At 74.3% G+C, this 25,104-nt stretch carries 15 protein-coding genes; 10 read left to right on the top strand and 5 right to left on the bottom strand.

Features of this window, described 5'->3' with window-relative positions:
* Positions 1-49 precede the first annotated feature (49 nt).
* Entirely contained in the window at positions 50-1,297 is a 1,248-nt protein-coding gene (locus ACL02R_RS02420) for an arginine deiminase (RefSeq protein ID WP_412795122.1), read from the bottom strand.
* A gap of 83 nt (positions 1,298-1,380) precedes the next feature.
* Between ACL02R_RS02420 and ACL02R_RS02415 the strand changes: the two genes are divergently transcribed.
* Complete coding sequence (locus ACL02R_RS02415) at positions 1,381-2,700, top strand: Nramp family divalent metal transporter (protein ID WP_412795121.1); 1,320 nt, start codon at positions 1,381-1,383, stop codon at positions 2,698-2,700.
* 6 nt (positions 2,701-2,706) lie between these two features.
* Here ACL02R_RS02415 and ACL02R_RS02410 read toward each other — a convergent pair whose 3' ends face one another.
* The gene (locus ACL02R_RS02410) at positions 2,707-2,952 is read right to left on the bottom strand and encodes a DUF3099 domain-containing protein (protein ID WP_412795120.1); all 246 of its coding nucleotides are present in this window, start codon (positions 2,950-2,952) and stop codon (positions 2,707-2,709) included.
* A gap of 74 nt (positions 2,953-3,026) precedes the next feature.
* On the opposite strand from ACL02R_RS02410, the gene ACL02R_RS02405 reads away from it, so the two are divergent.
* The gene (locus tag ACL02R_RS02405) at positions 3,027-3,167 is read left to right on the top strand and encodes a hypothetical protein (protein ID WP_412795119.1); all 141 of its coding nucleotides are present in this window, start codon (positions 3,027-3,029) and stop codon (positions 3,165-3,167) included.
* Positions 3,168-3,291: 124 nt separating this feature from the next.
* Here the strand turns inward: ACL02R_RS02405 and ACL02R_RS02400 are convergent, their stop codons facing one another.
* Entirely contained in the window at positions 3,292-3,567 is a 276-nt protein-coding gene (locus ACL02R_RS02400; protein WP_412795118.1) for a hypothetical protein, read from the bottom strand.
* 405 nt (positions 3,568-3,972) lie between these two features.
* On the opposite strand from ACL02R_RS02400, the gene ACL02R_RS02395 reads away from it, so the two are divergent.
* The 4 genes from ACL02R_RS02395 to ACL02R_RS02380 all read left to right on the top strand — a co-directional run bounded on the left by ACL02R_RS02395 (position 3,973) and on the right by ACL02R_RS02380 (position 7,616).
* Positions 3,973-4,398 carry a hypothetical protein gene (locus ACL02R_RS02395; RefSeq protein ID WP_362960134.1) on the top strand — a complete coding sequence of 142 codons (426 nt, stop codon included), beginning with the start codon at positions 3,973-3,975 and terminating at the stop codon, positions 4,396-4,398.
* Between the two features lie 97 nt (positions 4,399-4,495).
* Positions 4,496-5,107, top strand: a complete 612-nt coding sequence (locus ACL02R_RS02390) for a cell wall protein (RefSeq protein ID WP_412795117.1) — start codon at positions 4,496-4,498, stop codon at positions 5,105-5,107.
* A 13-nt stretch (positions 5,108-5,120) separates the two neighbouring features.
* Positions 5,121-5,996 (top strand): MauE/DoxX family redox-associated membrane protein, encoded by an 876-nt coding sequence (locus ACL02R_RS02385; RefSeq protein ID WP_412795116.1) that lies wholly within the window; start codon positions 5,121-5,123, stop codon positions 5,994-5,996.
* 117 nt (positions 5,997-6,113) lie between these two features.
* The gene (locus tag ACL02R_RS02380) at positions 6,114-7,616 is read left to right on the top strand and encodes a helix-turn-helix domain-containing protein (protein WP_412795115.1); all 1,503 of its coding nucleotides are present in this window, start codon (positions 6,114-6,116) and stop codon (positions 7,614-7,616) included.
* Positions 7,617-8,007: 391 nt separating this feature from the next.
* Here ACL02R_RS02380 and ACL02R_RS02375 read toward each other — a convergent pair whose 3' ends face one another.
* Complete coding sequence (locus tag ACL02R_RS02375) at positions 8,008-9,750, bottom strand: stealth family protein (RefSeq protein WP_412795114.1); 1,743 nt, start codon at positions 9,748-9,750, stop codon at positions 8,008-8,010.
* 370 nt (positions 9,751-10,120) lie between these two features.
* Here ACL02R_RS02375 and ACL02R_RS02370 point away from each other — a divergent pair, with 370 nt between their 5' ends.
* Positions 10,121-11,947: a glycoside hydrolase family 71/99-like protein gene (locus ACL02R_RS02370; RefSeq protein ID WP_412795113.1), complete on the top strand. Its 1,827-nt coding sequence runs from the start codon at positions 10,121-10,123 to the stop codon at positions 11,945-11,947.
* A 61-nt stretch (positions 11,948-12,008) separates the two neighbouring features.
* Here ACL02R_RS02370 and ACL02R_RS02365 read toward each other — a convergent pair whose 3' ends face one another.
* Positions 12,009-12,686: a lytic polysaccharide monooxygenase gene (locus ACL02R_RS02365; RefSeq protein ID WP_412795112.1), complete on the bottom strand. Its 678-nt coding sequence runs from the start codon at positions 12,684-12,686 to the stop codon at positions 12,009-12,011.
* Positions 12,687-13,452: 766 nt separating this feature from the next.
* Between ACL02R_RS02365 and ACL02R_RS02360 the strand changes: the two genes are divergently transcribed.
* The 3 genes from ACL02R_RS02360 (at position 13,453) to ACL02R_RS02350 (ending at position 25,076) form a co-directional block, all read left to right on the top strand.
* Positions 13,453-14,013, top strand: a complete 561-nt coding sequence (locus tag ACL02R_RS02360) for a hypothetical protein (RefSeq protein ID WP_412795111.1) — start codon at positions 13,453-13,455, stop codon at positions 14,011-14,013.
* A 702-nt stretch (positions 14,014-14,715) separates the two neighbouring features.
* Entirely contained in the window at positions 14,716-18,600 is a 3,885-nt protein-coding gene (locus ACL02R_RS02355; protein ID WP_412795110.1) for an amino acid adenylation domain-containing protein, read from the top strand.
* Complete coding sequence (locus tag ACL02R_RS02350; RefSeq protein WP_412795109.1) at positions 18,597-25,076, top strand: SDR family NAD(P)-dependent oxidoreductase; 6,480 nt, start codon at positions 18,597-18,599, stop codon at positions 25,074-25,076. The genes ACL02R_RS02355 and ACL02R_RS02350 overlap by 4 nt, the downstream gene beginning before the upstream one ends.
* Positions 25,077-25,104 lie beyond the last annotated feature (28 nt).

The raw sequence follows: 25,104 nt of genomic DNA, 5'->3' as shown, positions 1-25,104 counted from the left end.
GGTGGGAACAGCGGGAAATGACTGGAACTATATACGTAAAGCTACATGGTTATGCGGGGTCGCGTTCCACCGGGCAGCTCATGCAGCGCGGACCGCCCCGGCCCCGCCCCAGCTCGCTCCCCGGGATCTCCAGCACCTCGAAGCCCTGCGCCCGCAGATGCTCGTTCGCCGTCACCGTCCGCTCGTACGCGATCACCACGCCCGGCTCGACGGCCAGCACGTTGCACCCGTCGTCCCACTGCTCCCGCTCGGCGGCGTGCACGTCCTGCCGCGGGGTCACCACCCGGATCGCCGGGAGGCCGAGCGCGGCGGCGATCGCGCGGTGCATGTGCCCCGGCGGATGGTCGGTGACGCGCAACCCGGGGCCGCCGCCCTCCGGCTCCCCCGGCTCGATGGTGTACGAGCGCAGCATCCCCAGGCCCGCGTACTGGGTGAACGTCTCGCCGTCCACCATCGTCAGCACCGTGTCCAGGTGCATGAACGCCCGCCGCTTCGGCAGGTCGAGCGCCACGATCCGGCGCGCCGACCCGGCCGCGAACAGCCGCCGCGCCAGCAGCTCCACCGCCTGCGGCGTCGTCCGCTCGCTCATCCCCACGAGCACCGCGCCCTCGCCGATCACCAGCACGTCCCCGCCCTCGATGGTGGACGGCTGCGCGCCCTGCCCCTCCGCCCAGTAGCGGAACCCGCCCCCGGCGCCCGCCGCGCGGGAGAACAGCGGGTGGTGCCCGTACACCGCCTCGAAGTGGACGCTCTCGCGCTGCCGCGCCGGCCACCGCATCGCGTTGATCGCCACCCCGTCGTACACCCACGCCGACGCGTCGCGGGTGAAAAGGTGGTTGGGCAGCGGGTTGAGCAGGAACTCGTCCATGCCCATCACATGGAAGCGCACCGACACCGGCTCGGCGTGCCCCTCCAGGAACTCGCGCTTCGTCATCCCGCCGATCAGCGCTTCGGCCAGCTCGGCGGTCGGCAGCGCGTCGAACGCCGCCCGCAGCCGGCCGGTCGCCAGCGGCCCGTACTCGCGCTCGTCGAAGACGCGGTCGAGCACCAGCGCCCGCGCCTGAGGCACGGCGAGGGTCTCCACCAGCAGGTCCTGGAAGAGCAGCACCTCCACGCCACGCTCCCGCAGCAGCGCGGCGAAGACGTCGTGCTCTTCCTGGGCCCGCCGCACCCACAGCAGGTCGTCGAAGAGCAGTTCGTCCTTGTTGCTCGGCGTGAGGCGCTTGAGTTCGAGTCCCGGCCGGTGGAGGATCACCCGGCGCAGCCGTCCGGTCTCCGAGGCGACATGGAAGGTCATGCCCCCATTGCACCACCGTGCGCGGGCGGCGGCCGGAAAAAACGTTCGCATCCGCGTTGTCGCGCTCATGATCTCGGGGCAGGATGCCTTGCGTGACAAAGACGCACGAGCAGACCGGCGCCGAAATACCGAGGGCGCGCTGGCGGTTGATAGGTCCCGGTCTTGTGGTCGCGGCCACGGGTGTCGGCGCGGGCGACCTGGTGGCGACGGCCGTGGCGGGCGAACGCTTCGGCTACACCCTGGTCTGGGCGGCGGTCCTCGGCTGCCTGATCAAGATCTCGCTCGCCGAGGCGACCGGCCGCTGGCACCTGGCCACCGGCAGGACGATCTTCGACGGCTGGCGGACGCTCGGCCGCTGGACCGTCGTCTACTTCGGGATCTACATCGTGGTCTGGGGGTTCGTGTACGGCGCGACCGCCATGTCCGCGAGCGGGCTCCCCCTGGCCGCGCTCTTCCCCGAGGGGCCCTCGCTGCGCACCTGGGGCATCCTGACCGGCCTGCTCGGCCTGGTCTGCGTGTGGTTCAACCGCTACGCCGTCGTCGAGAAGCTGATGATGGTCTTCGTCGGTGCCATGTTCGTGGTCGTCGTCGGCATCGCCGTCCGTGTCTCGCCCGACCTGCCCGCGCTCGGCGCCGGGCTGTGGCCGACGCTGCCGGACGGCTCGACGCTGTACACCCTCAGCCTCGTCGGCGGCGTCGGCGGCACGATCACCCTCGCCGCGTACGGCTACTGGGTCACCGCCAAGGGCTGGACCGGCCCCCGCTGGATACCGATGATGCGGCTGGACAACCGCGTCGCGTACGCCACGACCGGGCTGTTCGTCGTGGCGATGCTGGTGATCGGCGCCGAACTGCTGCACGCGGCCGACATCGCGCTGGCCGGCGGCGACCGGGGGCTCCTCGACGTCGGCGACGTGCTGGAGGCGCGCTTCGGCGCGGCCACCGCGAAGCTGTTCCTGATCGGCTTCTTCGCCGCCTCGTTCAGCTCGGTCATCGGCGTCTGGCACGGGGTCAGCCTGCTGTTCACCGACTTCGTCGCCCGGCTGTGGCCCCGCGCGCTCCCGGCGGAGGCGGCGGGCGCGGAGGGCGCGGAGGGCGGTGCCGACCCGGGGCGTGAACGGGCGCGGGAGCGGTCGTGGCCGTTCCGCGCGTACCTGCTGTGGCTGACGTTCCCGCCGATGGGGCTGCTGTGGCTCGACCAGCCGATCGGGCTGATCGTCACGTACGGCGTGCTGGGCGCGTTCTTCATGCCCTTCCTCGCCCTCACGCTGCTGTGGATGCTGAACACCGACCGGGTCGCGGGGGAGTGGCGGAACGGGCCGGTGAGCAACGTGATGCTGGCCGGGTCCGGCGTGCTGTTCGTCGTGCTGTGCGTGCAGCAGATCCGCGACCTGCCCTGGTGACGCGGATCAGCGGCCGTCGTGCCGGTCGTGCCGGTCGTCCCGGTCGCGCCCGTCGCGTTCGTCCCACCACGGGTCGTCGGGGCCGCGCCGGTTCGCCGTGATCGCCGCGAGCGGCGGGATGGCGGCCGCCACCACGCACATCGCGATCGCCAGCGGCACCGACCACAGCCGCACCACCGCGCCCGCGCCGACGAACAGCACCAGGCAGACCGCCATCAGCGCGAAGTACCGCCGCCGCCTCCGCTCGTACATCGCCCCAGGCTAGTGCTGTGACCGGGCCGCCGCGCCGCGCCGCGCGGCGCGGCGCCCCGGGCCAGGATGGGCGCATGACCTGGACGACCACCGGCGGCCTCGGCACGTTGCTGCGCCACGCGCACACCTTCCTCCACTCTTCGGCGGCCTCCCGCCCCGGTTCGGCTGGTGGCGCGACGGCGGCGGGCGGGTCGGTGCGCCTGCGCCCGGCCTGATGCCCCTTCCCGGACACCGGCGGCGCGGAACGTACAGCGGGGCGGAACGTACAGCGGGCGGGGCCGGACGGCGGCCCCGCCCCGCGGATGTGTGTCATCCCGGCGAGCCGCCGGGAGGTCCCCGTCAGGAGACGAACGGCGCGGCCGCCAGGTACGGCAGGCTGCCCGCGAGCAGCCCCGCGAACACGACGGTGGCCGTCATGGTCGCCGCGCCGTCCGACGCGCGCGCCACCAGCCCCGTCAGCACCAGGCCCACGATCCCCGCCAGCAGCTCGTAGATCACCAGCAGCGGGGAGAGCAGCACGGCGGCGGCGAAGACGGCCGCGAACAGCACCCGGGTACGCCGCGTCGTCCGCCGGTCGAGCCTGTGATCCATCCTGTTGTCGATCGCGTGGTCCATGATCGAGCTCCTCACCGTCGCCGGGTGGTCAGCCGGTCACTGGTCACCTCCCCCGTAACCCGATCTCTCATGCGACCTGCGGTGAATGTGCGTTAACGGGACGGACGGTGACCGGTTTCCGTTGGACTTGGATGACTTCTGTTCAGAATGCCTATGCGATGCGCCAGTTGTCCGACCAATCGCGATCCCGGTGCCCTCTGGCGCGGGTCCGGGAGAACCGGGATTATGGGCCAGTCCGACGAACGCTCCGCCTGTCCTGCCTGATCCCCCACCGCGCCCGGCACAGGACGAAGCTCCCCACCGTCACCATCCCCGCGCCACCCCCTCGTCCCGTGCCTCCGCGTGGCCTGTGTCATGTCATGTGCAGGTCAAGTTGGAGCGTCCTGCCACGAAAGGGAGTACGCGATGGCCTGCTCGACCACCTCGCTCTGGGCCGGTGAGACCACCTGGTTCTGCTGCGGCGCCGCCTGGGGCCCCTGCGCCAGCGCGGGCGGCGGCGCCTGCGGCAACTGCCGCTCCGCCGCGAACCACGGTGCCTGGCCCAACGCCAGCCAGGCCTGCTGGGACATCACCCGCCCCGACCTCTGCGGCGAGGGCGGCATGCCCCGCCGCGGCTGCGGCTCCGTGATGAACGTCCGCCACCAGTGTTCCGGCGCGACGGTCTGCATCACCATCACCGACTGCGGCCCCCGCACCCGCAGCTTCTGCGGCGAACAGGCGTGCTGCGGCGGCAGCTGCCGCGTCAACCGGGTCCTGGACCTGACGCCCGCCGCCTTCTCCGCCATCGGCAGCCTCAGCTCAGGCGTCCTCCCGGTCCTCATCACCGAGTGACCCCACCCCCGCACGCACCGCACCCCTGCACGCACCGCACCCCTGTGCCCGCAGAACCCCTGTGACCCGAAGAAGTGAGTGAGAGGACACCCCACCCATGACCGTGACCCGCTCATCGCGCGTCGACCGACGCGGCTTCCTCACCTCGGCCGCCGTCGGCGGCGCCACCATCGTCGGCGCCTCCGCGCTCGGCGCCACGGACGCGGAGGCCGCCTTCGCCGCGTCCACTCCCTCCCTCGACCCGGCCGTCACCACGACGACCTTCGCCGAAGGGCGCGTCGGCGCCATCCGCGGCAGCATGCTGCACGTCGCCGGCTCGTACGGCGAGACGCACCACATCCAGATCACCAACGCCACCAGCGTCTGGAAGGTCCGCGCCGTCACACTCGACGACGTCCGCGTCGGCGACGGCCTCTACGCGCGTGGCGTCACCATGCCGGACGGCACCCTCGCCGCCGACGCCGTGTGGGTCAACATCGTGAACATCTACACCACCATCCGCGGCATCCAGAAGCAGCGGCTCCACCTCGCCCACGGCAACGACGAACTCGTGGGCCACACCCTCCCCGAGACCGCCGCCTCCTACGCGGGCAGCGCCCTCACCACCGATCTGTCGCGGCTGCGCATCGGCCAGCCCGCGCAGATCCTCGGCGCCTGGCGGCCCGCGGACGGCGGCATCGACGTCGTCCGCGTCACGGTCGGCCACTGACGGGGTGGGCGCCATGCCGACGACCACCCTCGCCGCGAGCGTCCTCCCGCTCGCCCTCGCCGCCCTGCTCGCCGCGACCGGCGCCGGAAAGCTCGCCCGGCGCTCGCTCCGCGCGCAGGCGGCCCGTACGGCCCTGCCCCGCCTGGCCGGCGGTCCCGACCGCGCGGTCCTCGTCCTGCGCGCCACGGGCGCCGCCGAACTGCTGCTCGCCGCCGGGCTCGCCGCCGTGCCGGGACACCCCCTGCCGGGCGTCGGCACGGCGCTGCTCGGCGCCGGATTCCTCGCCTACCTCGCGGTCTCCCGCTGGATCGCGCCCGAGGCGTCCTGCGGCTGCACCGCCCGGTACGAGACGCCCATCGGCTGGGCCTCCTTCGCCCGCGCGGCCGCCGTCGCGGCGGGCGGGGTCCTGGCGGCCGTGTCCGCGACGCCCTGGTGGTCGGCCGTACGGGCGCGGCCCGCCGCCGCGGCCCTGGTCCTCGCGGGCGCGGCGGCGCTGCTCGCGTTCCTCTCGGCCGCACCCGGGCGGACCTGGCAACTGCCCCTGCGCCGCCTCCGGGTGCGCCTGTTCGGCAACCCGCTCACCGGCGGCGCGGGGACCGTCCCGGTCGCCGCCACGGTGGAACTGCTCGAACGGTCCCTCGCCTGGGAGACGGCCGCCCCGCTCGTCCGCTCCGGCCTGGTCGAGCACTGGGACGACGACGGGTGGCGCATCCTGCGCTACACCGGTGCGCGGCACGACCCCGCGTGCGCCTGCGACCGCCCGGTCTCCGTCCTGTTCGCGCTCCCGGCGGACGCCGACCTGGACCGGCCGCACGGCACGGCGGTCCGCGTCAGTGTCATCGACGAGCGGACGGCCGAGGTGCTGACGCCGGATCTGCTCGCCCGCTGAACCACGGCGGCGGGCCGGTGCCGCGACCGCGCCGCCGGCCCGCCGCATTAGCCTTGTCGGGGACACGCGGACGCCTCGGCGCCCCCTCGCGGGCGCGAAGGGAGACCGGACGTACCGGTGGGGGACGTGAGGGACGAGGACGGGCTCGACGAACTGCTGCGCGGCCTCAGGGGCGGTGCCGCGCTGCGCCCGGGGCCCGACGTCGGCCATGTCGTCGCCTGGCTGGGACGGCGGACCGGCGCCGAGGTCGCGCTGATCTGCGAACGCGGCACGGTGGAGGCCGCCACGCCCGGCTTCCCCGGCGGGGCGCCGGACGGGTTCAGGCCGCTGCTCCGCCGCCTGACGCGCGGCGAGATGGCCGCCGCCGTCACCGAGTTCGACGGCGCCCGGATATCGCTCGAAGCGCTCGGCCCCCACCGCCCCCGGCCGGTGCTCGCCGTGCTGCACACGGGCGCGCTGCCGCCCGCCGCCCGTTCGCTGGCGTCCCGCACGGGCAGCGTCCTCGCCCTGCTGCGCGGCGCGGCGCGGGCCGAGGAGACCGCCCGCGCCTACCGGCGCAAGGCCGGCCAGGTCCGGGTGGCGGTCCTGATGACGCTGCTGTCGGGCAAGCCGCTGCTGGCCCGCCGGATCACGACCGGCGCCGTCCCGGCCCTGCTGGACTGCGATCGCCTGCGCGTCCACCTGCTGCGCTGCCCGCCGGGCGACCGCGAACCGCTGGTGAGCGAGTACGAGGACGCCGTCGGCTACCACGGGCAGGGCCTCATGATCCCCTGCCCGGTGTACGACGACCATCTGATCTGCCTGGTCCCCGAGCCTCCGGACGACGCCGACGCCGACGCGGACACCCCGCCGGACGCGGGACACACCCCGTCCCTCGGTCCCGTGCTGCGCCGGCTCGTCGCCGAGAACCCCCGCTACGCGCTGGGCATCAGCGCCCCGCACCCGCAGTCCGCCACGGCGGTGGCGTACGAACAGGCCCGCCACGCCCTGGCCATGGCACGCCCGGCCCGCGACCGCACGGCCGAGTACCTCGGCCCGTCCGCGCTGGAGAGCCTGCTGCCCGACGTCCCCGCACGGGCCTGGGCCCACGCCTTCCTCCGGCCTCTCACCGAGGTGCCCGACACCCACCTCGACGTCGTCCGCCTCGCCCTCACCGTCCCCCGTGTGGGCGTCGCCAGGCTGCTCGGCATCAGCCGCAACACCGTGACGGCCAGGCTCCGCACAGCCGGGGAACTGCTGAAGACCGACCTCGGCGACCTCCGGTCCCGCGCCGAGCTGGCCCTCGCGCTGGCCCTGACCCCGACCGCCGACGTCCTGCGCGCCCCGGGGCGCCCGGCCCCCGCGCTCTCCGACCTCCTGGCCACCCCGCCCGCCGTCGCCTGGGCCGGCGCCCTGCTGGCGCCCCTGCACCCGCCGCGGCGGCCGGAACTGCTGCGCACCGCGCGGGCCTGGACGGAGGAGAACGGCGACGCCCAGCGGGCCGCGGCACGCCTCGGCAGCAGCCGGAACACCGTCAGGGCCAGGCTGCGCACGGCGGAACAGCTGCTCGGCCGCGACTTCCTCAGCACCGGCTCCGGCGTCCACGACCTGGTCCTCGCGTTCCGGATCGCCCCCGCCTGACCCCGCCCGGCCCTCGCCCGACCCCCGTCTGGGCACCGTGCACTGCCGGGGCGGCGGATTGGGCGCCGTGCACCGTGGCCGGGCGCCGCCGCCCGCCCGTAGCGTGGGCGGGGCAGGGGCGGTGACGCCGCCGGTCGTCCGCACCACGGCCGACGGCGGACGGCAACACCAGGGGGGTCCGCCCGTGCACCCGTGCCCTCCGCCCGCCTCCGGGCGCGGCGGAGGGTGGCAGCGGCCGAACGGGCCCGTCCGCGGCAAGCGGCACGGGGGAAGCGGAGCCCGCTTTCGGCCGCGCGACACGGTCCGGCACCGGCCGGGCCGGGCGGTCCGCGGTGCCCTGCACGGCACCGCGGCTCCCGGCCAGGCCGGTCGCCGGGCCAGGTGCGCTCAGTCAGCGCTCGAAGCGGCTCGGCAGCGGGAAGTACGCCGCCAGGAAGCCACGCAGGCGCGCGGCCGCGTTCTCCTTCTCCTCCTCCGGCGTCTGCACGTCGTTGAGGCAGAAGAAGTCGTACTTACGGGTCCCGGCGATCTCGGCGAGGACCTCGGCGGACTCGGGCCTGCCGATGTCGGCGTAGCGCATCGTGTACCTGCCGGGCACGGCGCGGCCGGTGAGGTACGCGTGGTGGTGGTGCAGCGTCGCCGTCATCGAGACGTCCGTCAGCGACCGGAAGCGGCTCGCGGCGGTCCTGGCGACCTCCTCGGGGAAGAGCGCCTCCAACTCCTCCAGCACCGCCCGGATCTGCGGCTGCGGCGCGTGCTTGAACTTGTTGACGACCAGCCGCCCGTGCTCCCGCAGCAGCAGGCGCGCGGCGTTCTTGCCGGACGAGTTGGGCGCGGGCTCGTCCGGGTGGGGCTCGCCCAGGCCGATCTGGAACGGCGCCGTCGGCAGCTTGGCTATGCCGTTGCCGTGGAAGAAGTACCCGGCGTCGACCGGCCGTCCGACGAAGAAGTCGTCGTTGAGGTAGAGGTAGCGCTCGGACAGGCCGGGGACGCGGTGCAGCTGGCTCTCGATGGCGTGGGAGTTGAAGACGGGCAGGACCGACGGGTCGGCGAAGATCTCCTTGTGGTCCACGATCCGGATGCCGGGCGCCGAGGTGTCCAGCCAGTCCGGCGTCTGCCCGTCGGTGACGATGTGGATCGTCCGCACGAACGGGGCGTACATCTCCAGGGACCGCAGCGAGTACCGCAGTTCGTCGTGGCTCTCGTACCGCGACGCGCCCAGCTCGCGCGCGTTGATACGGGGCGCCCCGGCCCGCGCGCGGTAGGCGTCGCGCTTCGCGGCCAGCTCGGGGTCGGCGCCGTCCACCCATGTGTAGACGACGTCCACGGGGAAGTCGACCGTGTCGGCGAGCGGGTGGGAGAAGCCCTCCCAGGTGGGGTGGGCGCGGCCCGCGACGGTGCGGGTCGCCGGGACGAGGGCCTCGGGCGGCAGGGTGTCGGTCACGGCGTTGTAGCGCGGCGCGACCAGCGATTCGGCGACCACCGGGGCCGGGGCGAGGCTGCGCAGCGTGCCGCGCCGCTCGACCAGCTTCGCGTCCTCCAGGAACCGCTTCCCGTCGCGCCAGAACTCGACCTCGCAGGCGTGGTCGAAGTCGGCGAGCACCTCCCCGGCGGGGCCGAGGAGGAGTTCACCGAAACGCATCGTGTCCTGCCGCTTCAGCGCGGCGGGGAGGGAGCCGTCGGCGTAGAGCACGGCGTCCGCCGGCAGCGTCTCGGCGTTCGCCCGCATGGCGTACAGCGCGCTGCCGCCGTAGGTGCGGCGCAGGACGGACAGCAGCCGCTTGCGGTCCGCGTGACGCACGCCGACGACGTGGCGCGTTCGGGAGCGGCCCGGCACCAGGAAGTACGGGATGTCCGCGCTCTCCAGCGCGTCGCAGACCAGCCCCAGGTTGTGCGCGGCGGCTTCGGCCGAGTTGAAACTGGTCACGGTCCTGCCGTAGAAGACCGTCCCGCCGGCCTCCACCGCGCGGAGCGCGGGGTCCGACGCCAGCAGCTCGCGGCGCCTGGCCTCCACGCGTTCGCGGCGCTTGCGCTCGGTCTCCTCGGCCTGGGCCGCCTCCCGCCGCTCCGCGCGCGCCTGCCGGACGCCGTCGGGCAGCAGCCGCGCTCCGAGTGCTCTGATACGTGGCTGCATGGCGGAAACGGCCCTTCCTGTGACGGCATCTGCACGGCCGGGCCGCGCGGGCGCGCACCGGCTCCGTCAAGTAGACACCTCCGGGTGAACGGGTGAAGTACATGTGTCCCAGTCGTGACCTTCACGCGGCGGCCTCCGCCGTGACGGCGGGGGGTCGTGGGCGCCGCGCGCCACTCTCGAAGACTTATCTGCCATTCGACCTGCCGTGTCGGTCGGATTGTCTTCCCGTAGGCTCACACTTCCCGTCGAACTAGCGAACTTGTCCCGGGAAATCCCGTGCTGTGGCTGTGAGAAGGGTTGACTAAGGAAATCCATTGGATTTACATGACGGGCACCACACCCCCCACCACCCCCGAGAAGAGGGTGCCCCATGCCCCCCGGCCACACGTCCCCCCGCCTCACCCCCGCCCGCATCGGACTGGCGCTGCTCCTGGTCCTCGGCGCGGTCGTCTCCCTGCCCCGGGCCCACGCCGAACCCGCCCCACGGGCGGGCGGCCACCACATCACCGGCCAGGTCTACGCCGGTTACCAGGGCTGGTTCTCCGCCGAGGGCGACGGCTCCCCGGTCGACCAGTGGCGCCACTGGAACGGGAGCACGCCCTCCCCCGGCAACCAGACCTTCGAGATGTGGCCCGACATGTCGGCCTACCCCGAGTCCGCGCACTTCCCGACCGGCTACGCCGGACTCGGCAACGGTGACCCCGCCACCCTGTTCTCCTCCTACCCCGCCGAGGTCACCGACCAGCACTTCGCCTGGATGGCCGAGTACGGCATCGACGGCGCCGCGCTCCAGCGCTTCGGGCAGGACATGACCGTCCCGCAGCGCAAGCAGCAGCGCGACGCCATCACCGACCGCGCCAGGGACGCGGCCGAGCGCCACGACGTCGGGTTCTACGTCGAGTACGACATCAGCGGCCTCACCGACGCCAACCTCGAACAGACGCTCAGGACCGACTGGACCGAGACCGTCACCGGTACCCTCGGCCTGACCGACTCCCCGTCGTACGCGTACGAGGACGGCCGCCCCGTCGTCGGCATCTTCGGCTTCGGCTTCACCAACCGGCCGGGCGACGCGGCCACCGCGCAGCGGGTCGTCGAGTGGTTCCAGGACCAGGGCGCCTACGTCATCGGCGCCGTGCCCTGGGGCTGGCGCACCGAGACGTCGACCAAGCCCGGGTTCAGCGGCGTCTACCACGCCTTCGACATGCTCTCGCCCTGGTTCGTCGGCAACCGCTCCGACCTGCTGCCCGTCATGCGCGCCGACCGCGACGACCTCGCCTCACGCGGCCAGGCGTACCTCCCCGTGGTCTACCCGGGCTTCTCCTGGGCCAACTGGAACGGCGGCGAGCGCAACCAGATCCCGCGCGACACCGGCCGGTTCCTCTGGCAGCAGGCGCTCGACGTGCGCGAACTCGGCATCCCCCAGGCGTTCATCGCCATGTTCGACGAGTACGACGAGGCCACCAGCATCGCCCCGGCCGCCTCCGACTCCTCGATGATCCCGACCGACCAGTACTTCCAGACCACCAGCGCGGACGGCGTGTTCACCTCGCCGGACTTCTACCTGCGCCTCGCCGCGCGGGCGAGCCGCGTCATCACGGGCGACGCGCCGCCGACGCCCGAGATCCCCGTCCCGCTCAGCGAGGGCCCGGTCTTCCTGCGCACCGGGCTCGAACGCGGGATCGACGCCCAGCCCACCTGGACCGACACGCCAGGCCCCGGCGGCACCGCGAACGTCACCGGACCCGAGGGCGACGGCGGCCCCACCCTCCGCGTCGCCACCGGCGACGGCGCAGCCGGCGGCGCCTCCGCGCTGCGGGTGCGCGGCCTCGCCTCCGGGACGGGCCACTCGTACGCGTACCTCCAGGCGTTCGACGTCAGCGTCCCCGTCTCGGACGCGACCCGCCTGTCCTACGACTTCCGGCCGGAGAACGAGGGCGGCAGGCACGTCTCCGTGGACCTCGTCCTCAGCGACGGGCGCACCCTGCGCGACAGCGCGGCGACCACCCAGGACGGCGTGGACATGCACCCGGCGGCGCCCAAGGGCGCGGTCGGCGACTGGACCACCGTCACCAGCGCGTTCGGCCCCGACCTCGCGGGCGCGACGATCGAGACGGTGCTGATCGGCTACGACCGCACCGGCGCCGCGGGCCCCTTCGACGCGCGGATCGACAACCTGGTGATCACCGACGGGTGAGCGGGAACGCACGAGCCCGCCGGCCCCTTCCGGGACCGGCGGGCTCGTCACCCGTTCCGGATCAGGTGAAGTTCACGTCGCTGCAAATGAAGTACGTCTGGTCCAGGTGCGAGGCCTGCCAGATCGTGTACACGATGTGGTGGCCGCTGCGTCCCGGCGCGCTGACGTCGAACTCGATGTCGGCCGCGGGGGCGTAGCTGCCGGTCGTCTCGACCAGCTCCAGGTCGTCCCAGCCGAGCGGCTCGGTCGCCGGGTCGTAGCCCTGCTCGGTCACGTAGACCTCGAAGAAGTCGGCGCCGTGGCGGGCCGTGTCGTACAGGTGGACGCTGAAGTCGCTGCCGACGTCGGTGGTGGTCCAGGCGCCCGGGTTGTCGAGCGAGCTGGCCAGGCCGCCCTGCGCGTCACCGGCGCTGCACAGGTTGCCGTCGGAGATGCGGCTCTGCCAGTTGCCCGCCAGGTTCTCCTGGAAGAGGCTCATCCAGTTCCACATGGTGTTCGGGTTCGCCTGCCAGGCCTGCCAGCACATGGGGTCCTGCTGCTGCATGGCCGGGTTCATGTGGTCGCTGCCCCACCGCTCCCAGCAGCCGTAGGCACGCCCGGCGGGCTCGACGATCGAGCCGTGCGCGTTGGCCGGGGTGGTCCACGGGCTGAGGAACAGGGCGACGAGACCGACGATCGCGGTCAGCGCGGGTGTGAGCAGCCGCAGGGTCCAGCGGCGTGTGGGGGTGTCTGCGTACATGCGTGCGTTCTCCGTCTTCCGGAAGTGGTGGGGGACAGGACTGTTCCGGCTATGGGAGCGCTCCCAAGGATTACCGGGACGATACCGCCGGACACACGCCCGCAACACCCCCTGCGCACCCCGATTCCGCCTGCCGCCCCGCCGCCACGGCGTGAAACCGCCCCCATCCGGCGCGGACCGACAGGCCGGCTCCCGCGCGTCCCCCGAGCTCCGGCCGAATCCGGCCCTCCGGCGGTTCGTCCGGGTGGCCGGTCGCCGTGGTGCCGCGCTCTGGGGGTGCCGGTTCCCGCGGGGTGGGCGGGGCGTGGGTGTGGTGCCGCTGGTCCCGTTCAGCGCCTCCCCGGCACACGGTGGAATACGCGCGCTATCCGGTCGCCGGGAGGATCAATTTCCCATTCCCTGTCGGAGTTCTCAAAGGAAACGAGTCTTTCTGGGATTCGTGGTGACATCCCCCGTGATGATCCCACTAGGATGCGATTAACTCGTGCGGGGTCAAATCCGGTGGTTCTCCGCTATGCGGCGGATGGCTGGGGATAACCGAGGTGCGTGGCGTGTCCCTGGCCGGTTCCCGCGGCCTGGCCGACACCGGTGCGTGAACGCCCGGCGGAATCCCGGGAATTCGCCGCGAGGGCTTCTCCGGTGCGTTCCCGGCCCGCTGGTCGCGGCGCGGGAGGCCCGTGGCAGGTTCGTCCCGCGGAGACCGGGCTCCCCTGGTGGCGGGGCCGTCACCTCCTCATCCGACGAGAGCGCTGTTCCGGGAGGCACTGTGGCCACACCGACCGATCCCTGCATCTCACTCCACTTTTTCTTCGGCGATCCGCTGGTCCCGCGAATCAGGACGCGGCTGTTCGCCTGCCGGCCGACCGCGTGTGAGTGGCAGCGGATGGAATGCCGCTGCTCCGTCTGCCCGGGAGGCGAGTGCCAGGCCCATCCGCTGAACCGGGCGGATTCCCGGTTCTGGGCAGGCGATTTCGTGGTACGTGACGAGGTGCCGCCGGGCGAAATCATGCCGCATGTGACGGGTCATCTGGAGTCGGGAGCGCGTACGGAAAGCGTGCCCGTCGTGGTGCGGGAGTCGCCCTGCGGTATTCCGGGTCCGGCCGGTCCTCCCGGCCCTCCGGGGCCGCCCGGGGCGCGCGGCCCGCAGGGCCCGCCCGGGGCTGAGGGCGCGGACGGGCCGCCGGAACCCCAGGGAGTCGCCGGCCCTCAGGGGCCGGAAGGGCAGCGCGGCCCGCAGGGCGAGCCGGGCGGCGCCCCCAGCCGCGAGGAACGGCGCAGGCTCGTCCTCGACATCCTCGCCGAGTTCGGCTTCTGCCCGCGCCAGTGACGCCGCCGCGCGGGAACCACGGAGACGTCCGCGCCGGGCGTCTCCGTGGTTCCGTCCTCGCAGCCGCCGACGCACTGCCCCACCTCTGACCGGCTCAACACCCAGCGGGTGACTGCCGGATGATCCGTCCGCGACGCGTGCGCGGCATCGGCACCTCGGTGGCCCCGGGCTTCAGCGGGGCGGCCCGCGAGACGGGCGCCGACTCCACGATGCCGGCCGCGCCGTCCAGCGAGAACGCACCACCGAGGGCCGAAGGCCCCGGCGTTCCCGGCTCGGACGGGCCGGTGTCCACCGTTGCCCCCCGGGCGCTCCGCGCAGTGACGGTCAGGTCCACGCCGTCGCAGATGCCTGACCTCGGGCGACGCTCGGTGCAGTCCTGGGGCCGGTGGACTCCGCTCCCCGTCGGTGGCGCGCGCCGGCTGGGAGGCGCCGGCCGGGTCGAGCCGCGCCGGGCCCCGGCGGCATCCCGGCGCGACAGCTTGGAGGCATGGCCGCCCAGTCGGGGACATTCCTGAACCGGCGGTCGCGTCATGGTGACCGCGATGCGGCCGCTGTCCAGGCTCGGGTGACTCTCCGTCGCCTTCGTGCGTGGTCCACGCCACTTGTCCGAGCGTGCGGCTTGACAGGCGAGGGGATGAAGATCCTTAATGAAAACGGTTATCAGATCAATGGGTCTGATTGAGGCATGCCCGGAGGAGGAACATGAACGGGTCCCCGAGGCTCGACGAGGTGGCCGCGGCGCTGGCTGACGTGTTGGACGTGCCGGTGGCGGAGATCGCGGTGGACACGCCACTCACCGAGCTGGGGCTCGAGTCGTTCACGGCCGTCCGGCTGCGCCGGCGCATCCGCGAGGACCTCGGGCTCGACCTTCCCCTCACGGCGTTCCTCGGCACGGCGACCGTGCGCTCCCTCGTGGCGGGTGGAGACGACTCGTTCCCGCTGACGCCGATTCAGTCGGCCTACTGGGTGGGGCGCGACGCCGCGTTCCCGCTCGGGGGTGTCGCCACGTTCTTCTACCGGGAGTACGACCGCGAGCCGGGCCCCGGGGGGCCCGGGGCCGATCTGGCGCGGCTGACCACCGCCTGGAACCAACTGGTCGCCCGTCACCCGATGTTGCGCATGGTGGTCGGACCCGACGCGCGGCAGCGCGTGCTCGCCACCGTGCCCGAGTACCGGATCGACGTCACCGACCTCCGCGACGCCGACGCGGAGTCGGCCGAACGGACCGCCGCGCGGTTGCGGGAGGAGTGGTCGCACCAGGTGCGCCCCGCGGACCGGTGGCCGCTGTTCGACGTCAGGGCCGTTCTCCTGCCGGACGGCAGGACGCGCCTGTGCATGGGCATCGACGTGCTCGCGCTCGACCTCTCCGGCTGGTTCCAGGTGCTGGCCGAGTGGGGCGTTCTGGTGGCCGACCCCGATGCCCGACTCCCGGTACAGCACACGACGTTCGCCGACTACGTACGAGGAAGGGGACACGATCCGGCCGAGCGGCGGCGCCGCGAGGCCGACCTCGCGTACTGGGCCGAGCGGGCGCCGGACCTTCCGCCAGGACCGGCGCTGCCGTTGACCGCGGACGTCGCGGAACTGCGCGGTCACCGCTTCACTCGCGTACGGACGCACCTGACGGCGGACGAGTGGTCCGCGCTGCGTGACCGCGCGGCGCGCCACGGCCTCAGCCCCACCGGCATGCTGCTCGCCGCCTTCGGGCTCACGCTGACCCGCTGGGGCGCCACCGAGCCCTTCAGCCTGAACACCACCCTGTTCGACCGGCCGGACGTACCGGAACTCAAGCACGTGGTCGGTGACTTCACCTCCACGCTGCTGGTCGGGATGCCCGAGCTCGACCCGCTGCGCTGGGAGGGCTTCGCCGCCTACGCGAGCCAGGTGAACGAGCGGTTCTGGACGGACATGGAGCACCGGGCGGTCTCCGGCATGGAGGCGCCGCCGGCGACCGGGCAGCCACCAGGCGTGCCGAGGCACCCCGTCGTCTTCACCAGCGGCCTCGGCCTCACGGACAGTGATGCCGATCCGGCCGACTGGCTCGGCACGGAGGTCTTCGGCATATCCCAGACCCCGCAGATCCTCCTGGACCACATCGTCTACGCCGAGGGCGGCGCGCTGGTCCTGTGCTGGGACTCGGTGGACGGCGCCTACCCGGCCGGCTTCGTCTCCGGGATGCTCGACGCCCACGCCCGCCTGCTGCGCCGGCTGGCGCGGGAGGACGAGGCGTGGCGCGATCCCGAGCTCGGCTGGGACCCCTCCTTCCTGCCGGCCGAGACGCTCGACGCGACGCCCTTCGGTGACGCGGGACCGCTGCTCGGCGACCCGGCGCGCGCCGCGGCTGAGGCACGTCCCGATGCCCCGGCGCTGCTCGACTCCGCCGGCCGGGTCAGCCACAAGGAACTCGCGGCCCGCGCCGAGCGCACGGCGGCGGTGCTCGCCGCCGCCGGAGTCGGCACAGGCGACCTGGTGGCGGTGGCGACCGAGAAAGGCCCCGCGCAGGTCGCCGCCATCCTCGGCGTGACCGCGAGCGGCGCAGGCTACGTGCCGGTCGAGCCGTCCTGGCCGGCCAACCGCGTGGCGTCCGTCTGCGCCCAGGCCGGTGTCCGGCACGCCCTGGCAGGCGACGGCACCGCCGTGACCTGGCCGGACGGCGTGACCGCGCACCCGCTGCGGCCGGACGGGACGCCCGCCGCCGACAGCGCGCCCGAGAACGCGGGGGAGCGATGTCGCCCCGAGCCGGACGAGCTGGCCTATGTCGTCTTCACCTCGGGATCGACCGGTCGGCCCAAGGGCGTTGCCATCGAGCACCGCGCCGCCCGTACCACCGTGGACGACCTCGTCGACCGCTTCCCGATCGGCCCCGACGACCGCGTGCTCGCCCTGTCGGCGTTCAGCTTCGACCTGTCGGTCTACGACATCTTCGCGGTGCTCGGCGTCGGCGGGGCGCTCGTGCTGCCCGAGGTGGAACGGCAGCGCGACCCGGCGCACTGGCTCGACCTGATGGCCCGTCACCGGGTGACCGTCTGGAACACCGCGCCCGCCCTGATGGAGATGCTGGTCGAGTACGCCGAGGTGGACCTGGAGCAGGCGCGGGCCGCCCTCGCCCCGCTCCGCCTGGTGCTGCTCTCCGCCGACTGGATACCCGTCACCCTGCCCGAGCGCGTCCGCGCGCTGGCGCCGGACGCCCGGATCGTCAGCCTGGGTGGCGCCACCGAGGGGTCCATCTGGTCCATCTGCCACCCCATCGACCGGGTGGAGCCGACATGGCGCAGCATCCCCTACGGCCGGGCGTTGCGCGACCAGTCGTTCCGCATCCTCGACGCGGACGGCCGACCGCGCCCGGTCGGCGCACCGGGCGAACTCCACATAGGCGGCCGGGGACTGGCCCGTGAGTACGTCGGTGACCCGGAGCAGACCCGCGAGCGCTTCGTCATCCACCCCCGGCTCGGCGTACGGCTCTACCGTACGGGCGATCTCGGCCGCTGGCGCCCCGACGGCACCATCGAGTTCCTCGGCCGCCTCGACCGCCAGGTGAAGATCAGGGGCCACCGCATCGAACTCGGTGAGGTCGAGTCGGTTCTCGACCGGCTGCCCGGGGTGCGGAAGTCCGTCGCGCTGTCCGTGCCGGGGCCCGACGACCGGCCGCGTCTGGTGGCCTATGTGGTGCGCCACGAGGGCGCCCGTGTGACGGATGAGGAGATCAGGCGCCGGCTGGGGGAGAACGTGCCCGCCTACATGGTGCCGAGCCGACTGGTGGACATGGACGAGTTCCCGGTCACCGACAACGGCAAGATCGACTACCGCGCCCTGCCGAACCCATACCGGCGACGCGCGGACCGGCCGGGCGCCGTGCCGGCGACCGTGCCGCCGGTGCCGGTGCCGGCGGCTGTGGTGGCCAAGGAGCGCGCGGAGGCGGGTGCCGGCCCTCTGGACCGTGCGCTGCGCGCGGTCGGCGAGCGTGGCCTCGGCCTGACCCTCACGCTCTCCGCCGGTTCGCTGCCGCCTGCGGATGCCCTGATCGCGGCGGGGGAGTGCAGCCGGCTGCTGCGGTCGGCGGCCACCGCGGCCGGACTCAGCGCGGCCGAACGGCTGACCGGGCGCGGACTGATCGAGCTCGCGCTCGGTGAGCGGGCCGCCTCCGCCGGGGCCGCCGTGCCGAGCCAGGACAGCGCGCCGGACAGGGGGCCGGCCCCCGCCGCCGGACGCGGCACGTCCGGCACGCCCGACGTGCGCGTGTCGCCCGAGCAGGAGATACAGCCGGAGGTCGAGGCGGCGGTCCGGCGGGTGTTCGGCGAACTGCTGAAGTCGGCCCCGACCGAACTGGCAGGCGACACACCGTTCTTCCAGCTGGGCGCGACCTCGCTCACCCTCGTCCAGGCACAGCGTCGGCTCGGCGCGGAACTCGATCCGGCGCTCAGCGTCGTCGATCTCCTCTCGCACCCGACGGTGCGTGGCCTCGCGGCGGTGATCTCCGCGCGAACGGCCGGGCCCCCGTCGTCACCACCGCCGGCCGCCACGCCGCCCGCACCGCCTGTCGCCGGCCGGCGGGCCGCCAGGGCGCGAGCCGCGGAGCTCGCCCGATGATCGCCGTCACCGGCCTCGCCTGCCGGTTCCCCGGCGCCCCCGACGCGGCGGCCTTCTGGGAGCTGCTGACGACGGGGCGCGAGGGCCTGACCCGCTTCACCGAGGCCGAGCTGGCGGCACGCGGGGTGCCGCGCCGGCTGCGGGAACACCCCGACCACGTGCCGGTCGGCGGGCTGATCGAGGGACAGGACCAGTTCGACCCGGTCCCCTTCGGCCTCACCGACGCCGAGGCCGCGCTGCTCGACCCGCAGCAGCGGCTGTTCCTTGAGGTGGCCTGGCAGGCGCTCGAACAGGCCGGCCACGGCGGTGGTGTCGGGGCCGGCTCGGTCGGCGTCTTCGCCGGTGCCGCCCACAGCGCCTACCTGACCAGCAACCTCGCCGGCCGCTGGAGCCCGACCGGCGGCGGCGCCGACCCGGTCGGCAGCCTCCAGACCGCCATCGCCACGCACGCCGACTACCTGCCGCTCCAGGTCGCCTACCGGCTCGACCTGACAGGACCGGCCATCGCGCTCAACACCACCTGCTCGACCTCGCTCGTCGCCGTGCACGCCGCGGCGCAGTCCCTGCTCGCCGAGGAGTGCGACACGGCCATCGCGGGCGGCGTCTCGCTGATCGTGCCGCAGGGGCACGGCTACCTGCGCGTGGCCGACGGCATCTACTCGGCGGACGGCAGCGTGCGCCCGTTCTCGGCCACCGGCTCCGGCATCGTCTACACGCAGGGTGTGGGCGCCGTGGTGCTGCGTCGGCTCGACGAGGCGCTGGCGGACGGCGATCCGGTGCTCGCCGTGCTGCACGGTTCCGCCGTCAACAACGACGGGGCCGACAAGGCCGGGTTCACCGCGCCCTCGCTCCGCGGCCAGGCACGGGTGATCGCCGAGGCCCAGGCGGTGGCCGGGGTGACGCCCGACCGCGTCGGATACGTGGAGGCACACGGCACCGCCACCCGGCTCGGCGATCCGGTGGAAATCGCCGCGCTGCGGCGGGTCTTCGGGGAGAAGGGACCCGCCTGGTGCGGTCTCGGTTCCGTCAAGAGCAACATCGGCCACGCCAACACCGCCGCCGGCATCGCCTCGTTCATCAAGACCACGCTCGCCCTGCGGCACGGGGTCCAGCCCGCCTCGCTGCACGCCGAGCCGCTCAACGAACTGCTGGGGCTCGACGGCTCGCCGTTCGAGGTGGTGACCGACAGCCGCCCGTGGCGTGGACCCGAGCTGGCCGGTGTCAGCGCGTTCGGCATCGGCGGCACCAACTGCCATGTGGTGCTCGGCCCCGCACCGGAGCGGCCGGCGCCCGAGCCCGCGCCGCGACGCCCCGCGATCCTCGCCGTCTCGGCCCATGACGCGGCCGCGGCCGAGGACACCGCCGCCCGGCTCGGCACGGTCGCCGACTCCTTCGAGACCGAGGACCTCGCCCACACGCTGCGTGCCGGGCGGCCCGCACTGCCCTACCGCGTCGCCGTCGCCGCCAGCCCCGGCCACGCCGGGGCGGCGCTCGCGGGACGGCGCGCGGTGCGTGCCCACGGCGAGCCGCCCCGCGTGGTGTTCGCCTTCCCCGGCGCAGGCAGCCAGTACCCCGGCATGGGTGCCGGCCTCTACGGCGCGGAACCCGTCTTCCGGGAAACCGTGGACGAGTGCGCCGAACTGCTGCGGCCGCTGCTCGGCGCGGATGTGCGCGCGGCGATCCGGGGCGAGGGCGCGCCGCCGGTCGAGGACCCCGGCTATGGGCTGCCCGCCCTGTTCGCGGCGTCGCTCGGCATGGCGCGGCTGCTGGAGTCCTGGGGCGTGCGGCCCGACGTGGTGCTCGGACACAGCCTGGGCGAGTACACCGCGGCGGTGGTGGCGGGCGGTCTCACCCTGCCGGCGGCGGCCCGCCTGGTGGCTGTCCGCTGCACCGAGGCGGCACGCGCCGCCAGGGGCGGGGCCATGCTCGCCGTCCCGCTGGGCGAGGCCGAGACCCGTCGGCTCCTCGCCGCGCACCCCGAGGTGGACCTCGCAGCGGTCAACGCGCCGGACGCCTGCGTGGTGTCCGGGCCACGTGCCGCCGTGGACGCCGTGGCCGGCGCGCTCGCCGGCCGATCGGTGCGCCCCACGGAACTGCGGGTGGACGCGGCGCTGCACTCGCGCCTGGTCGAACCCGCGCTGCCCGCCGTCCGGGCGGCCGCCGCCGGCCTGCGGGCCCGCCCGCTCGCCGTACCCCTGGTCACCACCGTCACGGGCGACCACGCAGGGGCCGAACTCGGCACGGCCGGGCACTGGGTCAGGCAACTGCGTGACCCCGTACGCTACTCGGACGCCCTGCGCACCGCGCTGCCGCCGGAGCGGCCGGCGCTGCTGGTGCAGGTCGGGCCCGGCGCCGCGCTGGCCTCGCTCGCCCGCCGCACCGCGCCGCCCGCACTCCGCGCCACGCTGACCACCTGCGTCGAGGACGAGCCCGACACCGCCACGACGGTCCGCGAGGCCGTCGCTCAACTGTGGGCGCACGGCGTCGACATCGACCTCTCGCTGGGCGACACCACGCCGAGGCGGCGCATCGCCGCGCCCGGATACGCCTTCCAGCGGCGGCAGTTGTGGATCGATCCCCCGGCCGCCGGCACCGACCTGCCGGGCGAGCCTGAGTCGGACAGCGACGAGCCGCTGCACCTGCCGCGCTGGCGGCAGCTCCCCCCGGCCGACGCCGCCGGTTCCCCGGCGTGGCGCTGGCTGGTCACCGGCGCCGAAGACTACCCGCTGGCCGACGCGGTACGCCGGGAGCTGGCGGCGCGCGGCGCGGAGTGCGTGGCCGCGGCCGAGCCTGGCGACGCGCTCGACGGCGTCGTCCTGCTCGCCACCGACCGGACCGGAGACCTGGCCGCCGCGGCTCTGCGCCACGGCGAGCTGGCCGCCGCGCTGGCCCGACTGGCCACGCCGCCCCGGCTGTTGCTCCAGGTCACCGAGGGCGCCGTCCGAGTGGAAGGGGACGACCGCCCCGACCCCGTGGCGGGCGCGGTGCGTACGCTGCCCCGCGTCCTCGGCCAGGAGCTCCGTGGCCTCGCCTGGCGCACCCTCGACCTGCCCGCGGGCAAGGCGGACAACGCCGCCGAGGCGGCGCGGTCCGTGTTGGCCGAGCTGGGCGAACTGACCGGCCCCGACGCGGCCCCGGGTCTTGAGGTCGCGGTGCGGGGCGGCGTCCGCTGGGCCCGCGACATGGTGCCCTGGCGGCCGGCCAGGAGCGAGGAGGCGCCGTCCGCGAGGGGCGCGGTGCTGATCACCGGCGGCCTCGGCGACGTCGGCCTTGCCATCGCCGGCCACCTCGGCCGGACCGGCCGGCGCGTCGTGCTGACCTCGCGCACCGGCGGGCGGACCGAGGACGTCAGGCGGCTCGCCACGGCGGGCCGGAACGTCGAGGTCCGGACGCTGGACGCGGCGGACGCCGCCGGCACGGCGGCGCTGGTGCGTGAACTCGCCGCCGCCGAAGGCGGCCTCGGCCTCGTGGTGCACGCGGCCGGTGCGGTCGCCACGGTCGGCGCCACCACCCTCCGCGAGACCACGGAGGAGCAGGTGCGCGCCCATGTCGCGGCCAAGGCCGACGGCGCCCTGGCGCTGCGCGCCGCCGTCGATGCGCTGCCCGTCGGACTCCGGCCGGACACCGTCGTGTTGATGTCCTCCGCGACCACCCTGGTGGGGGGGATAGGCATGGGCGCCTACGCCGCCGCCAACGGCTTCCTCGACTCCCTCGCCGACGCGGCCGAGCCCGGTCCGACCCGCTGGATCAGCGCGGTCTGGGACGGCTGGCGGGTGGGGCCGGCAGGCGGCGAGCGCACCGTCGCGCTCGCCGGCGCCCTGGACACCGGAACGGGTCTCGCCGCGCTCGACCGGCTGCTGACCGGCCCGACGCCGCCCGTGGTGGCCGTCGCCACCACCTCGCTCGCCGACCGGATGGCCCGCGCGGCGGCCTCCGCCGGCCGGCCATCGGCCGGGTCGGGCGGGTCCGACATCGGTGAGCCGACCGCGCGGTGGCTCGCCGACCTGTGGGCCGAGCTGTTCGGCGCCCAGGTGACCTCGGCCGACGCCGACTTCTTCGCGCTCGGCGGACACTCGCTGCTGGCCACCCGCATGCTGGCCGCCGTACGCGAACACTTCGGCACGGACCTGCGGCTGCGCGACCTGCTCGACGCCCCGACCATCGGGGCACTCGCCGCCCGCGTCGACGCCGCCGGTCCGCGAACGCCCGCCCTGCTTCCCGCCGGTCTCCCGCGACCGGACGCGTCCGACGGCACGTTCCCGCTCACCCGCGTGCAACACGCCTACTGGGTCGGGCGCGACGGGGGCTACGAGTGGGGGGACGTGCCCTGCCACTTCTACCTGGAGTACGACTGCCGGCAGTTGGACATCGGCCGTTACGAGCGGGCCTGGAACCTGGTACTCGCCCGCCACCCCATGCTGCGGGCCGTCGTCACCCCGGCCGGCCGGCTCCGGGTCCTCGACGACGTGCCGTCCTACCGCATCCGTGTCCACGACCTGACGGCACTGCCGGAGGAGCGCAGGAGCCAGCGCCTGGCCCGGCTCCGCGAGCGGATCAGCCGGGAACCAGGCCCCGCCGACCGCTGGCCCCTGGCCCAGATCCAGGCAGCCCTGCTGCCCGGCGGCCGGGTCCGGCTGTTCATCGGCGTGGACGTGCTGGTGTGCGACGCGGCCAGCTGGTGGATCATCGATCGCGAACTCCGCGGCTTCTACGCCGCGCCCGACAATCAACTGCCGCCGCTGAAAGCGGATTTCGCCACCTGCGTCGCGGCCGTCGAGGAGCGGCGCCGTGGCCCGGCCGGCCAGCGGGCCGCCGCCTATTGGCGGGAGCGGCTCGACACCCTGCCAGGTCCGCCCCCGCTGCCGGTGGCCGAGCCGGCCGGGCCCGCGCGCTTCGTCCGCCGCGCCGCCCGGCTCGAAGCCGAGACATGGGCGGCGCTCAGGGCCGAGGCGACCCGGCACCGCGTCACCCCCACCGCCGTGCTGCTCGCCGCCTACGCGGAAACGCTGGCCGCCTGGTCGGGCGGCGACCGGTTCTCGCTGGTCCTGACCCTGTTCGACCGGCCCGACATCCACCCCGACGTGGCGGGCGTGGTCGGCGACTTCACCTCGCTGGTCCCACACGTCGTGGAGCGGGCGCGGGCAGGCTCGTTCGTGGAACGGGCCAGGGCCGCGCAGGCGACCCTCTTCGCCGATCTCGACCACCGCGAGTTCTCGGCGCTCGAAGTGCTGGCGGAGAAGTCGACCCGCGTGGGCCGACGGGTGTCCGTGCCCGTCGTGTTCACCAGCGCCCTCGGGCTGCCCGACGTCATCGGTGCCGACCACGACCCCGAGTGGGCCGGCGAGCAGGTCGCGGCGCTCAGCCAGACGCCGCAGACCTGGCTGGACCACCAGGCCCTGGAGCAGGGCGGCAGGCTGCTGCTCCAGTGGGACTCGCTGGAGCCGGTGCTGCCGCCCGAGGAGGTGGACCGCGCCTTCGCCGACTACGTACGCCGGGTGGAACGGCTGGCGACCGACCCGGCCGCCTGGGAGCCCGAGGCCGTGCCCGCCGACACTCCCGGCACCGCCGATGTCGCCGACGAGGACATCGCGGTGCCCGTCCGGCCCGGCCACAACGGAGGGCCCACCCTCTTCCTCATGCATCCGTCGGGCGGCGACATCGTCTGCTACGCCGAGCTGGCCAGGCTGCTCGACCCCCGCGTCGAGGTCGTCGCACTCACCGATCCCGAACTCGCCGGCGGCACCGGCGCCGAGGACATCGACGGCATGGTCCGCCGCTTCCTTGCCGTGGTGCGCCGCCGCCAGCCGCACGGCCCCTACCTGCTCGGCGGCTGGTCCATGGGCGGCGACCTCGCCCACGAGATGGCCCGCCTGCTCCACCAGGAGGGCGAGACCACCGCACTGCTGGCGCTGCTCGATTCCAACGACCCGGTCCACATCACCCCCATCGACCGGCCGGACGCGAACGAGACGGAACTCGAGGTGGCGTGGCGCTTCCTCGGAGCGCTCGAGGCGTTCACCGGCGCCGCCCTCGGCGGCGGCCGGGACCGGGCCGCCTCCGAGACCATCACGGCCGTCCGCGGCCTGCCGGACGCGGCACGCTGGCGGGAGATCGACGAACGCCTCCGCGCCGCCGGGCTGTTGGGGCGCCGCGACAGCGCCAGGCGGCGGGTCGCGGTCTTCGCCAGACACCTGCGCGCCCTCGCCGGCCACCGGCCCACGCGGCTCGAAGCGCCCGACACCAGGACGCTGCTGATCCGGGCCGACCAGCCCGCGCCGCGCAACGCCGGCATCGGCATGGGAGTGGACGACACCCCGCCCGGCGCCACCGACCTCGGCTGGGGCCGCCACCTGGCGGGACCGCTCGACGTGGTGGGCGTCCCGGCGCACCACTACTCCCTGCTACGGCCACCGGCCCTGCCGCGTGTCGCCGAAGCACTCAACGACGCCCTGCGCCGGGCGATCGGCCCCGTCTGAGGCCGACTCCGCCGCATCTCAGCTCACC

The sequence above is a fragment of the Streptomyces sp. MS19 genome, assembly GCF_047200595.1.
Classification (GTDB): Bacteria; Actinomycetota; Actinomycetes; order Streptomycetales; family Streptomycetaceae; genus Streptomyces.
This window is presented reverse-complemented; position numbering and strand designations above follow the sequence as displayed.